The sequence below is a fragment of the Rhizobium sp. PP-CC-3G-465 genome, from assembly GCF_004343445.1.
Classification (GTDB): Bacteria; Pseudomonadota; Alphaproteobacteria; order Rhizobiales; family Rhizobiaceae; genus Ferranicluibacter; species Ferranicluibacter rubi.
On record NZ_SLYH01000007.1, the window covers coordinates 56,157 to 71,301 of the forward strand.

11 protein-coding genes are annotated in these 15,145 nt (G+C 64.2%); 3 read left to right on the plus strand and 8 right to left on the minus strand.

What is annotated here, in order from left to right; translation table 11 throughout:
• Nucleotides 1–421 precede the first annotated feature (421 nt).
• The 4 genes from C8J33_RS20545 to C8J33_RS20560 all read right to left on the minus strand — a co-directional run bounded on the left by C8J33_RS20545 (nucleotide 422) and on the right by C8J33_RS20560 (nucleotide 5,375).
• Nucleotides 422–2,065 (minus strand): cisplatin damage response ATP-dependent DNA ligase, encoded by a 1,644-nt coding sequence (locus C8J33_RS20545; protein ID WP_132665262.1) that lies wholly within the window; start codon nucleotides 2,063–2,065, stop codon nucleotides 422–424.
• Nucleotides 2,065–3,075, minus strand: a complete 1,011-nt coding sequence (locus tag C8J33_RS20550; protein WP_132665193.1) for a ligase-associated DNA damage response exonuclease — start codon at nucleotides 3,073–3,075, stop codon at nucleotides 2,065–2,067. Before C8J33_RS20550 ends, C8J33_RS20545 begins: the two co-directional genes overlap by 1 nt.
• 67 nt (nucleotides 3,076–3,142) lie before the next feature.
• Nucleotides 3,143–4,093: a nucleoside hydrolase gene (locus C8J33_RS20555; RefSeq protein ID WP_132665194.1), complete on the minus strand. Its 951-nt coding sequence runs from the start codon at nucleotides 4,091–4,093 to the stop codon at nucleotides 3,143–3,145.
• A 10-nt stretch (nucleotides 4,094–4,103) separates the two neighbouring features.
• Nucleotides 4,104–5,375: an FAD-dependent oxidoreductase gene (locus tag C8J33_RS20560; protein ID WP_245507228.1), complete on the minus strand. Its 1,272-nt coding sequence runs from the start codon at nucleotides 5,373–5,375 to the stop codon at nucleotides 4,104–4,106.
• A 205-nt stretch (nucleotides 5,376–5,580) separates the two neighbouring features.
• Between C8J33_RS20560 and C8J33_RS20565 the strand changes: the two genes are divergently transcribed.
• Nucleotides 5,581–6,921, plus strand: a complete 1,341-nt coding sequence (locus tag C8J33_RS20565) for a hypothetical protein (RefSeq protein WP_132665195.1) — start codon at nucleotides 5,581–5,583, stop codon at nucleotides 6,919–6,921.
• 28 nt (nucleotides 6,922–6,949) lie between these two features.
• On the opposite strand, the gene lysS is transcribed toward C8J33_RS20565, so the two are convergent.
• The 4 genes from lysS to C8J33_RS20585 all read right to left on the minus strand — a co-directional run bounded on the left by lysS (nucleotide 6,950) and on the right by C8J33_RS20585 (nucleotide 11,916).
• Nucleotides 6,950–8,440 carry a lysine--tRNA ligase gene (gene lysS, locus C8J33_RS20570; RefSeq protein ID WP_132665196.1) on the minus strand — a complete coding sequence of 497 codons (1,491 nt, stop codon included), beginning with the start codon at nucleotides 8,438–8,440 and terminating at the stop codon, nucleotides 6,950–6,952.
• Nucleotides 8,441–8,642: 202 nt separating this feature from the next.
• Nucleotides 8,643–10,103: a glutamate--tRNA ligase gene (gene gltX, locus C8J33_RS20575; RefSeq protein WP_132665197.1), complete on the minus strand. Its 1,461-nt coding sequence runs from the start codon at nucleotides 10,101–10,103 to the stop codon at nucleotides 8,643–8,645.
• 235 nt (nucleotides 10,104–10,338) lie between these two features.
• On the minus strand, nucleotides 10,339–11,118 hold the full coding sequence (locus C8J33_RS20580) for a TerC family protein (RefSeq protein WP_110730240.1): 780 nt from the start codon (nucleotides 11,116–11,118) through the stop codon (nucleotides 10,339–10,341).
• Nucleotides 11,119–11,271: 153 nt separating this feature from the next.
• On the minus strand, nucleotides 11,272–11,916 hold the full coding sequence (locus C8J33_RS20585; RefSeq protein ID WP_132665264.1) for a TetR/AcrR family transcriptional regulator: 645 nt from the start codon (nucleotides 11,914–11,916) through the stop codon (nucleotides 11,272–11,274).
• A gap of 232 nt (nucleotides 11,917–12,148) precedes the next feature.
• Between C8J33_RS20585 and C8J33_RS20590 the strand changes: the two genes are divergently transcribed.
• Entirely contained in the window at nucleotides 12,149–13,363 is a 1,215-nt protein-coding gene (locus C8J33_RS20590; protein ID WP_132665198.1) for an HlyD family secretion protein, read from the plus strand.
• A 127-nt stretch (nucleotides 13,364–13,490) separates the two neighbouring features.
• Nucleotides 13,491–15,116, plus strand: a complete 1,626-nt coding sequence (locus tag C8J33_RS20595) for a DHA2 family efflux MFS transporter permease subunit (RefSeq protein WP_132448580.1) — start codon at nucleotides 13,491–13,493, stop codon at nucleotides 15,114–15,116.
• Nucleotides 15,117–15,145 lie beyond the last annotated feature (29 nt).

The following is a 15,145-nucleotide window of genomic DNA, read 5'->3' on the forward strand; positions in this document are numbered from 1 at the left end:
CGCTTCGCGAGCGTCATGTGGCGCGCAACGCATGGGCGAAGATGACGAAGTCTGTTCTAAATATCTGTAATCGCTATCGATTTTTGGTATGTCCCAATCCATGCCACCCACGCGGATTGTGTTTTCCTTATTCCTTTTTCGGCCGTCTACCGGACGATCGAAGCGCGGCATTTCGTGTTTTCGGGCCTCAGAGCTGGCTTACCGAGCAATTCCGGCGTCCTTTCCATCGGACAGGGCGGACGCTGAATCGCACGGCCGCCGCGATATTGACGACGAACGGTCGAGACGGAGGCCTGAGGAAGAATCACTGTCTGTCGATCGGCTGGAAACAGCCATGCCGCGAAAAAGTGCAATTGCCGGGAACAAAGAGGCCTGATGTTTCGGGCATTCGAACCGGTTGCAAAATCCTCTTGAAACCGGATTACACGTCGTCCGTCACCGGAGCGCCCGCGTCGATCATCGACACCAGCGTCTCCAGCCGGTCGGCGTCGCGCGGCAGCTTGTCCGTTCTCAAGCGCGAGATGCGGGGGAAGCGCATGGCGACGCCCGACTTGTGGCGGGAGGAGAAGGCGATGCCTTCGAACGCGACCTCCACCACGAAGCCCTGGTCGGGTTCCGCCCTCACCGAGCGAACCGGGCCGAAGCGTTCGACCGTGTTGTTGCGGACATAGCGGTCGAGCACTTCAAGCTCGGCATCGGTAAAGCCGAAATAGGCCTTGCCGACAGGCACGAGAACGTCGCCCTCGCCCTTGTCGCTCTGCGTCCAGACGCCAAAGGTGAAGTCGGAATAATAGCTCGACCGTTTGCCATGACCGCGTTGGGCATACATCAGCACGGCGTCGATATTGTAGGGCTCGCGCTTCCACTTGAACCACGGCCCCTTCATCCGCCCGGGTGTATAGGGCGAATCGCGGCGTTTCAGCATGATCCCCTCGATGACGGGATCGGGCGGCGCGGTCCGCAGCCGGTCGAGTTCCTCCCAGGATGAGAAGGGTACGAGCGGCGAGAGGTCGAAATGCAGAGGCGGCGTGGTGGCGATCAGTTTTTCCAGCGCTTCGCGCCTGACGTCGAACGGCTCCGGGCGCATGTCGCGCGGGCCATCGAACAGGAGGTCGTAGCCGCGCAGGAAGGCCGGATATTCCTCGATGGTCTTGCGGGTCACGACCTTGCGGTTCAGGCGCTGCTGCAGGTCGGAGAAGCTGCGCGTCGCCTGGTTGGAGCGGAGCGTTCCCCCGACCAGAAGCTCGCCATCGATCACGCCTTCGAAATCCACCGCTTCGAGGATGTCGGGGAAAGCGCCGGAGATATCGTCGCCGCTGCGGGAATAAAGCCGGCGCGTGCCCGAGAGATTGGCCAGCTGCACGCGGATGCCGTCCCATTTCCATTCGGCGACGAAATCGGCGGGGTCGAGACTATCGAGATCCTTGTCGCCGACCGGCGTTGCCAGCATGACCGAGTGGAAGACGGCCGGCATGGTAAGTTCCGGGCGGCCGGAATGGCCATCGAGCCAGGCGAACAGCTCGACATAAGGCGGCAGCAGGCCGTGCCACAGCGTTTCGATCTCACCGACATCGACCGTGCCCATCTCGCCCAGCGCCTGCTTGACGAGGCGGGACGAGACGCCGATGCGCATGGAGCCGGTGATGAGCTTGAGGAAGGCGAAGCGGCTGGAGCCGTCCAGGCGATCGAGCAAAGTGCGCACGAGGTTGCGCACGTCCGCCCGACCGACCGACTGGAGCTGCGCGACGATGACCCCGAGCGAGAGATCGCCGACATCAGCCTCGTCGGGCTCGGTGCCCTCCCAGACGAGCGAGATGGTTTCGGCGAGATCGCCGACATAATCATAGGAATATTGGAAGAGGACCGGGTCCATCCGCTCCAGCATCAGCTGGCGCAGCACGTTGGGCTTGACGGTGGAGAGGGTCAGCGTGCCGGCGAGGGCGGCCAGCGCGTAGCCGCGGTCCGGGTCTGGCGCCGTGCGGAAATAGTCGGTCAGCAGGCGGATCTTCGCATTGCGCGAGGGTGTGAGGACCAGACGGTCGAGAAGTTCGGCAAAATCCCGCATCATTCGCCCTCGTCGTCATAGCCGACCAGATGCAGCGGGCGGGCCTTAATGCCCTCCAGCTCGCACCAGCGGACGAGCGCTTCCTCGCGCCCGTGGGTCACCCACACCTGTCCCGGCCGGATCTCGCGGATGGTGTCGGTCAGCTCCGCCCAATCGCAATGGTCGGAGATAATGATCGGCAGTTCGACGCCGCGCTGCTTTGCCCTCTGGCGCACGAGCATCCAGCCGGAAGCGAAGATAGGGATCGGATCGGGGAAGCGGCGTGCCCATTTGTCGGCAAAGGCCGAGGGTGGGCCGATGACGACGGCGCCTGCAAAGGCCGGCTTCTCCTTCGCCGTGACGGTCGCCGGACGCAGTTCGCCGAGCGGAATACCCTTGGAGAGATAGTAGTCGCAGAGCTTGACCAGCGCGCCGTGAATGTAGATCGGCTCGTGATAGCCCGCCTCCCGTAGGAGCATGATCACCCGCTGCGCCTTGCCGAGCGCGTAGGCGCCGACGAGATGGGCGCGCTCGGGAAACTGGCGCAGCGAGGTCAGGAGCTTGCCCACCTCGTCCGCATCCGACGGATGATGGAAGACGGGCAGGCCGAAGGTCGCTTCCGTGATGAAGACATCGCAGGGCACGGGCTCGAAGGGGAGGCATGTCGGGTCGCGGCGGCGTTTGTAGTCGCCGGAGACGACGATTTTCGTACCCCCGCGACTGACCGCGATCTGGGCGGAGCCGAGAACATGGCCGGCTGGATGGAAGCTGACAGTCACGTCGCCGATTGTCATCGTTTCGCCGAGCACCGCCTTCTGCGACCGGCGACAGAAATCCGCTCCGTAGCGGATCGCCATGATCTCCAGCGTCTCCCGCGTCGCCAGCACCTCGCCATGGCCGGAGCGGGCGTGGTCCGCATGACCGTGCGTGATCAGGGCCTTGTCGACCGGATGCACCGGATCGATGTAAAAGCCGCCCGCTTCGCAAAACAGGCCCTTGGGCGTGGGATAAAGCAGCGTTTCCGGTCTCATGAGGATCTAGATAGCCGGACCGGGGCCGGCCGCCAGAGAGGCGGCCGGGATTCTTTGCAGCAGACGCTTACACGCGCGACAGCGTTTCGGTGATCAGCGCCATCACGGCATCCGCATCGATATCCGTGCAGACGGTCTGGCTCGGCAGCTCGTCCCAGGGGCTGGGCGGGAAGGATCGGCCATCGGCTTTCTGGATGGTCTGGCCATCGGCGATGCCGCCGCAGACGACGCGGATTGCGCCGGTTCGCGTGGTGAAAAGCTCGGGCGCCACGACATAGACGCAGGCGCAGCTGTCATGCACGACCATGCCGTCGGCGACGATGTGGGCGTAGAAGTCGATGTAGAAATCGGAGATATCGGCCAGCAGTTTTGCGCGCGGGCCGGAGGCGGCGGCGATGGCTGCGAGTGCCGGGCGGGTCATGACCGTCTTCATCGTCACGTCGAGGCCGATGACGGTGACGGGCCATGCTGCACCCATCACGATGTCCGCTGCCTCCGGGTCGCCGTGGATATTGGCTTCGGCGGCGGGCGTGATGTTGCCGGCGACATCGAAAGCGCCGCCCATGATGACCACGGCCTTCACCAGCGAGACGATCTCCGGATCGTCTGCCAGCGCCCGGGCAAGATTGGTCATGCGTCCCACAGCGACCAGCGTGACCTCGCCCGGATGAGCGCGCACCGTGTCGATGATGAAGCGATGGGCGGGACGCGCATCGGGCTCGCCCTCGACCGTGTCGGGAACCCCGATATTGCCGAGGCCGTCATGGCCATGGATCATGACGGGCCAGCCGACATGCGCGCGGGCGGGGTCGATCGTCTCGGCCACGCCCTTTGCAACCGGTGCCGGAATGTCCCAGGCGCTTTTGAGGAACAGGGCGTTGCGGGTCGTCGTCTCGATGGACGCGTTGCCGAAGATGGTCGTGATGCCGAGAAGGTCGATGTCAGGGTGTTGATGCAGGAAGAGCAGCGCCATGGCGTCGTCCACGCCGGGATCGGTATCGAAAATGACTTTGTGCATGATGTCCCCCTCAGGCCTTGGTGCCGCGCTGGAAGCGGCGAATGCTGAATGGCGCGAGCGCCGGTTGCTCGCCCTTGTCGAACAGGTCCGCGACCAGCCGGCCGGTGGTGGCCGAAAGCGTGAGACCGAGATGGCCGTGGCCAAAGGCGAGCGCGATGCGCGGGTCGTCGGGGTTGAGGCTGATGACCGGCAGGCTGTCGGGCGTCGAGGGACGCCGGCCCATCCATTCCGTGCCGCCTGTCTCGGGCAGCGCGGGCACGTAACGGCGCATCTTGGTGCGCATCGCTTTCGCGCGGGCGAAGTTCGCAGGTGCGTCCGGCCGTGCCAGCTCCACGGCGCCGCCGACCCGTAGCGCATTGTCGAACGGCGTGGCGCAGAAGCCGTGCTCGGAGAAGAAGATCGGCATGGGCAGCGTCACTTGAGGATCTGCGAAGGTCGTGTTGTAGCCGCGCTCGGTTTCCAGAGAGACGCGAAGACCGAGGCCGCGTACGAGGTCGCGCGACCAGACGCCCGCGGCAATCACGGCCTTGTCGAAGGTGTGCGTGGCGCCGGCGGATGTCGTGAGGGTGATGCCATCCGGGCTCGGGCGGACCGCGGAAATGCTGGCATCGACCAGGGTCGCCCGGGCACGGACGTGCGCCTGCAGAGCGCGCAGGAAGGTCTCGGGGTGGCGGAAGGTGTGGTAGCCGGCCGAGAGGATGCCGCCTGCAAGCGAGCCCTCGAGGGCCGGAATGCGCGCGCGAACGTCGGCGGGGCTCAGGCGCTCCACCGCAAAGCCGAGCAGCTTTGCCGTTTCGCTTTCGTGACGGAAGGCCGCATCGAGCGACGTCGGCGTGTCGAAGATCGTCATGGCACCGGTGTGCTGCACCGGATCGACAAGGGAGACCATGTCGGCGAGGTGCCTGTGGTCGTCGAGGACGGTTCGCATCAGGCCGAGGAGGGCGGTGCGGGTGCGGGCGGCCTGCGCCGGACGGGCCGAGCGCAGAAAGGCGAGCAGCCAGGGGGTGAGGGCCGGCAAGTCACTCCAGCGCAGGGTCAGCGGCCCCAGCGGATCGGCAAGCCAGCGCGGGGCGGACAGAAGCATGTCCGGCCGGGCAATGGGGTCGATCTCCGGGATCGCCATAATGCCGGCATTGCCGACCGAGGCGGGAAGGCCGGTCGCGTCCTGCTCGAACAGCGTGACGTCATGGCCGCGCGCGATCAGGTGGATTGCCGTCGCACAACCGATGATGCCGCCGCCCACTATGCCGATCCGTGCCATGCCGTCCTGTCCGATGCTCAAGAAGTCTCTTGCCCAAGGTCATGCGCCATCCGGCCATCGGCAATCAAGGGCAAACGCAAGGGAGCGCACGGTTTTTCGCGAAGCGCGGGCCACCGTGGAGGCTTGCGGATTAAAGCTTCCTCAACCCTGTTCGTTTACGGTCCAGCCGTGACGTCTGCCGCTGGCAGGCCATTTGGAGCGCGGGATTGGGCATGGAGCGGCGGAGGTGAAAGGTTTTTCCCTGAAGGTCCGGCTGTCGAAGAAGCGTCTTCTCGGCGCAGCTGTCGTTCTGGTCCTCGTCGGCGGCGCTGGCGCCTATGTGCTGCAGAGCGGTCTGCTTTCGCATGAGGAGGCCATGGTCGAGGCTTCCCAGCCCTCGGGCGTTGCCTGCAGCACGGCGGATCTCATCAAGCTTAATCGCGGCGGCCAGCGCTGGCTGCGCAAATATGTCCGTACGGACAATGTCGACGGCATCGAACGGGTGCGCACCGCGCTGCGCGTTGCCGGCGTGCTCGCACAGTCGGAGAAGGCGGATCTCTATCAGATCGTCGTGCTCGACCGGGCGGGGCCGGAGGGCCGGGCAAACCTGCGCGGTGCAGCGATCGGCGCCGAGGTGCTGTTTGCGCCCGACCCGACGAAGTTGCCGGATATGGACCAATCCTTCATCGCCCGCTACGCCGACGGCAAGGCCAACGCTGTCGGCTTGTTCTATGGTGAGCGCAAGGCGCTTTCTCCCGAAGACATTCGCACGACGCTGACAGCAATGACCGATCGCGCCGATTGCGAGACGCTGGTCGCCGATGCATCCGTTGCGGTCGAGGGCGATGCGGTGGGCGGACACGGCAAGCCCGCCGGGCACGGCGAGAGCGTGGCCGAGGGAAATGGCGCACCTGCGGAAGGTCACGGCGAGGCGCCGGCAGAGCATGGTGCGCCTGCCGAAGGGCATGATGCGCCGGCAGCCGCTGGCGAATCAAGCCACGAGGCACCCGTGAGCGAACACGCAGAAGGCGAGGCCGGTGGCGAGCCGACCGTTGCGGCAGAGGGCGGATGGTTCTCGACCGTAACCGCCTGGATCCCAGGCATGGGCGGCAAGGCCGCGCATGCGGATGGCGAAATATCGAAGGCTGCGGAACCTGCCCGGGATGGCATGTTGTCCACGGTCATGCGGCTGATCCCGGGAATGGGTGCGGACAAGGCGGAAGCGCCGGTGGCGAACGACGATCATGCGCCCGAGACGCCTGAGCCCGGCACGTCCAAGCATGGTGCGCCCGAACAGGCGGTGACGGCTCCCGAGGATGGTCACGAGACAGATTCAGCGGAAACCGGGGGGCATGCAGCGGATGCGGCCCATGCGCCGAAGACGCCTGAGCCTGAGACGCCCGAGCATGGCACCTCCGAACAGGCGGTGACGGTTCCCGAGGCCGATCACGAGAAGGATACGGCGGAAACCAAGGGACATGGCAAGGTTGCGGAAGACGCGGCTCAGGCTCCCGTCGCGGCCGAGGTGGAGCACGAGGCGGCAGTACCGCATGGCGTGACGCCGGAGGAGACCGGCGCCACGCATTGATGGCGCCGGTCCCGAAAGACTCTTTTCCTCAGTCCGCCTTGCGGCGGGCCGGGAAGAGGATGACGTCGCGGATCGACGGGGCGTTGGTCAATAGCATCACCAGGCGATCGACGCCGATGCCGAGACCGCCTGCGGGCGGCATGCCCTGGTCGATCGCATCGAGGAAGTCGTCGTCCAACTGCTTTTCCTTCTCGCCGCGGGCATGGGCCTGCTCCAGCTGCTCCACCATGCGGCGGCGCTGTTCTTCCGGATCGTTGAGTTCCGAGAAGGCGTTGCCGACTTCCCAGGCATTGCAATAGGTCTCGAAGCGCTCGACCAGGCGCGGCTCGCCGGGTACTTCCTTGGCAAAGGGCGAGATGTCCTTGGGGAAATGCGTGACGTGGCTCGGCTGGATCAGCGTGCCCTCGACCTTCTCCTCGAAGATGAAGGCGAGGCATTCGCCCCAGGTCCAATCCTTCTCCACCTCGAAGCCGGCAGCCTTGGCGGCGGCGCGCGCCTCCTCGTCGGTCTTGATGGCGAGGAAATCGATGCCGGTAACGTCCTTCACCGCATCCGGCATGGGGACGCGCTTGAACGGTCCGGCAAACGACAGCGTCTTGTCGCCGAAGGTCACCTCGGTCGAGCCGTGGATGGCCATCGCGAGCGAGGAAAACAGGCGCTCGACGAGGTCCATGATGTCCTCATAGTCGGCATAGGCCCAGTAGCACTCCATCATCGTGAACTCGGGATTGTGCCGGGTGGAGACGCCTTCGTTGCGGAAGTTGCGGTTGACCTCGAAAACCTTGTCGGCAAGGCCCGAAACCAGCGTGCGCTTCAGGAACAGTTCCGGCGCGATGCGCAGATACATGTCGAGCTTCAGCGTGTTGTGGTGCGTCTTGAAGGGCTCGGCGGTCGCGCCGCCATAGACGGAATGCAGCATGGGGGTCTCGACCTCCATGAAGCCGTCTTCCTCCATGAAGCGGCGGATGCCGGAGATGATGCGGGCGCGCTGCTGGAAGCGGAGCTTCGAGTCCTCGTTGGTGAGAATGTCGAGGTGCCGCTTGCGGTAGCGCAGCTCGATGTCCGACAGGCCGTGCCACTTCTCGGGCATCGGCAGCAGCGCCTTGGTCAGCATGGTGATCTCTTGCGCATTGATCGTCAGCTCGCCGCGCTTGGTGCGGCGCACGACGCCGGTGACGCCGATGATGTCGCCGATATCGACCATCGGCAGCAGGGCGCGGGCTTCCTCGGGCGTCGTGTCCTTGTGCGAGAAGATCTGGATTTTAGCCCCGGCATCGCGGATGTCCATGAACATGCCGGAATTACGCGACGAGAAGACGCGGCCGGCTACGGTGACCACATCTTCGGTCACGGCGTCAGGCTCCAGCCCTTCGTATTTATCGGCGAGCTCACCGTTGGTAATCGTCCGGTGAAAATGCGCGGGGTAGACATCGCCGATCTGCTCGCGCAGCAGCTTCAGCTTCTGGGCGCGGACTTCGGTGACGTCGGATGAGAGGGCGGTGTCAAGCTTTTCGGTCATGGTTGCCTGTCCTGTGGCGGCGGGGCCGCGAAATGGTTCGATCTGATGACGATCTGTGGTGGGTGTGGCTGCCCCTCACCCTAGCCCTCTCCCCGCTTGCGGGGAGAGGGGACGTGCCCGACGGCCGCTCCGAGTCCCTTCTCCCTGGCCAAGCGGGGAGAAGGTGCCGGCAGGCGGATGAGGCGCTGCCATCCCCCAGATGTTATTTTCCTGCGTTCGCCGCCATCAATGCTACCACCTGGCCCGCGACCTTCAGGCGCTGGCGCACGACGGAGCGGCCGAGGATGGCCATGCTGTCGAAAAGGGGCAGCGAGCGTGACGAGCCGGAGATGGCGATGAACAGTGGTGCGAGCACGACCTTCAGCTTCTTGCCCATGCGGTCGGAACTGGCGCGCAGTTCGGCTTCCACCGATTCCGCGTTCCATTCGATGATGGTTTCGAGATCGGGCTGCACGGTCTTGAAGATCTCGACCAGCTCTTCCGGCGCGGTCTTCACCTTGGCGAAGGACGACGCGTCGAGCCCGAGATCGGCCTTCAGCAGGAAGCCGGCGAGATCGGGCAGATCGCCGAGCTTGGAGATGCGCGACTGGGAGAGGCGCAGGCCTTCCTTGATCCGGTCGTTCTCCATGGCCCAGGCCAGCACTCGGCCGACGAACTCTTCTTCCGAAAGACCTTCGCGCAGCCAGCGGCCGTTCAGCCAGTCGAGCTTCTGGACGTCGAAGATCGCGCCCGCTTTCGACAGGTTTTCCGGATCGAAGTGCTCGGTCAGCTGCGCCATGGTCAACATCTCATCGCCTTCGGCGATCTGGATGAAGAACAGGCCGAGGAAGTTCATCACCGCTTCCGGCAGGTAGCCGAGCGCGGAATAGTAGGAGATCGACGTTGGGTTCTTGCGCTTGGAGAGCTTCGACTTGTCGGCATTGCGCATCAGCGAGAGATGCATGAACACCGGCGGCTCGAGGCCGAGATAGCGGTAGAGGAGGATGTGCTTGGGAACCGAGGACAGCCATTCCTCGCCGCGCGCCACATGGGTAATGCGCATCAGGTGGTCGTCCACGACGTTTGCCATATGATAGGTCGGCATGCCGTCGGCCTTGAGCAGAACCTGCATGTCGACGGCATCCCACGGAATTTCGACCGGGCCGTAGACGCCGTCGACGAAGGAGCAGACGCCTTCCGTCGGGATCTTCATCCGCACGACGTGCGGCTCGCCGCTTTCCACGCGGCGCGTCACGTCCTCGGCGCTCAGGTGCAGGCAGAGGCCGTCATATTTCGGTGGCTTGCCGGCGGCGCGCTGCGCTTCGCGCATTTCGGTGAGGCGCTCGGACGTGCAGAAACAGCGAAAGCCGTGGCCGGCATCGACGATCTTCTCGACGTAGGGCTTGTAGATGTCTTTGCGGTCGGACTGGCGATAGGGGCCGTAGGGGCCGCCGATATCGGGGCCTTCCGACCATTCGAGCCCGCACCACTTCAGCGCGTCGAGCACCTTGGTCTCGAACTCCGGCGTCGAGCGCGTCGCGTCCGTGTCTTCGATCCGCAGGATGAAGGTGCCGTTGTTCTTCTTGGCGAAGAGATAGTTGAACAGCGCGATATAGGCCGTGCCGACATGCGGCTCGCCGGTGGGGGAGGGAGCGATGCGCACCCGGACTGGTGTGTCTGTCATGATCTCGGCCTGTTGGCGTGCTGCTGGCGTTTCCGGGCAAGCGCCGCCGCACCGGCCCAGGCCCTCAAAGGCGGAGACACGCGGCCACGCGCCTTGCGAGGGGCGGCCGGGCGTCTTCAATCGCGGGCGTGAGACCATATTCCCCGGCGCGCGTCAAGGCGGAGGCGGTGCGCAGCAGGTCTTGGCATAAAGGATAAGGGCCCGGCATTGCGGCCGGGCCCTTTCGTTCAGGCAATCAATGCTGCGTCGGTGTCACGCCGCCGTTTGCGGCGCGCTCCCGCTCGCGCTTGCGGCGCGTGAACATGTTGAGCGCCTCGACGCCGGCCGAAAAGGCCATGGCGGCATAGATGTAGCCCTTGGGGACGTGGACGCCGAAGCCTTCGACGATCAGCGTGCCACCGATCATCAGCAGGAAGGCGAGGGCCAGCATGACGATGGTCGGATTCTTCTCGATGAAGTTGGCGAGCGGCGTCGCGGCGAGCAGCATGACCGTGACGGCGGTGATGACGGCGATGAACATGATCGGCACGTGCGGCGTCATGCCGACGGCGGTAATGATGCTGTCGATCGAGAAGACGAGGTCGAGGATCAGGATCTGGCCGATTGCCGCGCCGAAGGTCATCTTCACGACGTTCTTGCCGGCGCCGACGAGGTCTTCCTTGTGGTCCTGGACGTCGACCGAATGGTGGATTTCCTTCGTGGCCTTCCAGACCAGGAAGATACCACCGGCGATCAGGATCAGGTCCTTGCCGGAGAAGCCCATGCCGGCGATCGTGAACAGGTCGGAATCGAGCTTGACGATCCACGCGATGGCGAAGAGCAAGCCGAGGCGCATGATGAGAGCCAGGCCGATACCGATCTTGCGGGCCCTGTCGCGGTGCTCCGGAGGCAGCTTGTTCGTCAGGATGGAGATGAAGATCAGGTTGTCGATGCCGAGCACGACTTCCATGACGACGAGCGTGATAAGCGCAATCCAGGCGGCTGGGTCTTGCATGAGCAGCAGGAATTCCTGCATCGGGGCGGGTCCTTCTTCGATAGGAGTGGCCTCTTTGAGAGGCTGATACGGGATGCCTGCGGATTGCAGGCGTCAACGTTCCCCATGTAAAGGCAAATCATCACACGACAAGTCGCCCGGCGTGCGCCAAACCCGTCCCGAAGTCACATTACTTCACGTTTTCGCGATATAGAACTTTAGAAACATCGCGATGGCCGAACGAACCGTCCGGTCGATCTCGTCCGCGTCTGGCGGAACGGGCAGCCAGCCGAACAGACGGCGCTTGAAAAGGCCGGGCATGCAGAGCTCGATGAACTGCCGCGCGGCGAGATCCGTATCCTCGATCTCCAACAGCCCATCGGCGATCTTGCTTTCGAGATAGGTCTTCAGGATCGAATAGCCGTTTTCCGGCGAGGCCGAGAAGAAGCGCTGGCAGAGGGCCGGCATGCGCTCGCTGACGCTCAGCGCCATCTTCATGCCGCGCACGGTCTTGTCCGAGCATATATGGGTGACGAACGTTACGCCGAAATCATGCAGGACGGCATCGACAGGCCCGTGATTGCTCTGCAGCACATGCTTCATGCTAGCAACAACCTTCGCACGCTCGCGTTCGATCATCGCCGCGAACAGGTCCTCCTTGCCGCCGAAGTAAACGTAGATCGTGCCCTTGGAGACCCCGGCCTCGCGGGTGATGTCGTTCATGCTGGCGGCATCGAAGCCGACGGCCATGAAGACGCGCTTGGCGCCGTCGATGATCTGGTCACGTTTGACCGGATCCTCGCCCGCCACCCGTCGGCCACCCGTCCCGGCATCCGCCATGGACGCGCCGGGCTGCAACGCTTCGGCGACGGGAGCATCGGCCTTGACGGTTATCGTTGGGGCATCGGCTGGCTGCAGCGCAGGCATCGCATTCTCCCATCATGAACTTTTCGAACCGAGCGGTTCGATTTCGCTTGATATGCGGGATGGACTTGCCTATGTCAAATCGAACTGAGCGGTTCAGTTTGCTTTTCTTACTATTTTCTCGGGCCAATTTTCGGGGACGTCGACCATGGCAGGTTCCAGCAAGACATCGGCAGCGCATGTGCGGCCGGTGGGTGAGGATTTCGACACGGCGGATGCTGCGCCCACGGCCCGTGCCGAGGATGCGCCTGCCACCGTTGCACCCATCGCCGCACCCGCTCCCGATGCACAGGCAAAACAGCCGAAGCGCCGTCGTCTGGTCGTGCCCATCATAGGGCTTGCCGTTCTCGGGGCTGCGGGCTGGTTCGGCTATGAGTGGTGGACCAATGGCCGCTTCATGATCTCGACCGACGATGCCTATATCGAAGGTGACCTGACGTCGATCGCCCCGAAGGTCTCCGGCTATGTCGAGACGGTGAACGTCGTCGCCAACCAGCGGGTGAAGGCGGGCGATCCGCTCGTTACGCTCGACAATGGCGACTACCGGATCGCCGCCGATCAGGCGCAGGCCCAGATCGAAACCGAAAAACTGTCTCTTGCGCGGTTCGATGCGCAGATCGCCGGTGCGCAGGCGAGCCTGCTGCAGGCCCGGGCGCAGAAGACCGCCTTGGAAGCGACCGTGCGCGGGGCCGAAATCACGCAGAAGCGTGCCAGTGACCTCCAGTCGAAGGCCGTGGGTTCGGTCGCTTCCCTCGATAGCGCCAATGTGTCGCTGGACCAGGCGCGGGCCAACGTGCTCGCAGCCGATGCGACGATCGCGGCTGCCGCCGCCAACGTCTCGGTGCTGCAAGCCCAGCGCGCCGAGGCCGAGAGCACGATCCGCTCGCTGGAACTGTCGCGCGACAAGGCTGAGCGGGATCTCGCATTTACGGTCCTCAAAGCCCCTTACGACGGCGTCGTCGGCAATCTCGCGGTTCAGGATGGGGATCTTGTCTCCGCCGGCCAGCGTCTTGCGGCCCTCGTGCCCGTGAACAAGCTTTACATCGATGCGAACTTCAAGGAGACGCAGATCGCCGGTCTCGTGCCGGGCTCCAAGGTGAAGGTGCATGTGGACGCCTATGACGACAAGCCGATCGAGGCGACCGTCGAGTCCATCGCGCCGGCCTCCGGTTCCGTCTTCTCGCTGCTGCCGCCGGAAAATGCGACGGGCAACTTTACCAAGGTCATCCAGCGCGTGCCGGTGCGCATCGCCCTGCCGCAGGACGTGCTCGACAGCGGGCGCCTGCAGGCCGGCCTGAGCGTCGTCGTGGATGTGGACACGCGCACCGCGCCGCAGACGACCGACACAGCCGCCGCGCGGTAACACCTCGTTTCTCCTTCTGCCCGGGCGACAGCGGCTCCGCCCCGCCGCCCGGGACGACATTTTCTGACGATATCGAGCGTTTTGCGGGCCTTTCGACAGGCGGCAGCGTTCGCACGGGAGCAAGCCTATGGCTGCGAGTGCAACTGCAACCGCCGGCGGGCGGCCCGGCGCGATGACGGCGGGTTCCGGCTCGGGCGCCAAGGCCGGCGCGGAAGAGAAGATGGACCCGCGCCGGCTGATCGCGTTCTTCGCGATGGTGGTGGGCATGTTCATGTCGATCCTCGACATCCAGATCGTCTCCGCATCGCTTGCCGAAATCCAGGCCGGTATTTCCGCCGGTTCCGACGAGATCGGCTGGGTGCAGACGGCCTATCTCATCGCCGAGGTCATCATGATCCCGCTTTCGGGCACGCTCGCGCGCATCGTCTCCACCCGCGTGCTGTTTGCCTGCTCGGCGGCCGGCTTCACCGTTGCCAGTGCGCTGGCTGCGACCGCCACGAACATCGACCAGATGATCATCTATCGCGCGCTGCAGGGCTTCATCGGCGGCGGCATGATCCCCTCTGTCTTCGCCGCAGCCTTTACCATCTTCCCGCCCTCCAAGCGCAATATCGTCTCGCCGATCATCGGCCTCATCGCGACGCTCGCGCCTACCATCGGGCCGACCGTCGGCGGCTATCTCAGCCATGCCTTTTCCTGGCACTGGCTGTTCCTCGTCAACATTCCCCCGGGGATCGTGGTGGCGATCGTCACCTGGAACTACATCGACTTCGACAAGCCGGAGCTTAGCCTCATCAAGAAGTTCGACTGGTGGGGGCTTCTCTCCATGGGCGTCTTTCTTGGCTGCCTCGAATATGTGCTGGAGGAGGGCAATACGAACGACTGGTTCAGCGACGGTCATATCCTCTTGGGCGCCGTTGCCTGCGTCGTCGCGGCCGTGATCTTCTTCTACCGGGTGTTCACGGTCGATTTCCCGGTGGTGGATCTGCGCGCTTTCTCCAACCGGAACTTCGCCTTCGGCTCCCTCTTCTCCTTCATCATGGGTATCGGGCTCTACGGGCTCACCTATCTCTACCCGCTCTATCTTGGACAGATCCGGCATTATGATTCGCTGATGATCGGCGAGACCATGTTCGTCTCGGGCGTCGCCATGTTCTGCACGGCGCCGATCGCCGGCATTCTCTCGGGCAAATTCGACCCGCGCGTGCTGATGGTCATCGGCTTCGCCTCGTTCTCCAGCGGCACCTACATCATGACCAACATCACCACCGACTGGGATTTCTACGAACTCCTCGTGCCGCAGATCCTGCGCGGCTTCGGCATGATGATGTGCATGGTGCCGATCAACAACGTGGCGCTGGGAACGCTGGCGCCCGACAGGATCCGCGGCGCATCCGGAGTGTTCAACCTCACCCGAAATCTCGGCGGCGCCGTGGGCCTCGCGGCAATCAACACGATTCTCACGCGACGGCAGGACGTGCATTACGCCCAGCTTTCCGAGCATGTGACCTGGAGCAATCCGGAGGCGATGGACCAGTTGAAACAGATCGCCGGGAACTACAACGCCCACGGCATGGACGGCGCGACGATCGCCATGAAGCAGCTTGCCGGCATCGTCCAGCGGCAGGCGTCCATCCTGTCGTTCGCCGATATCTTCGTGCTGCTGACAGGCCTGTTCGGTGCCCTGATCTTCTGCGTCCTCGTGATCCAGAAGCCGAAGCCCGTGGCGCCCAGTGCCGGCGGCGGGCACTAACAGAAAGCTAGTCCTGGTGATCGACGCCG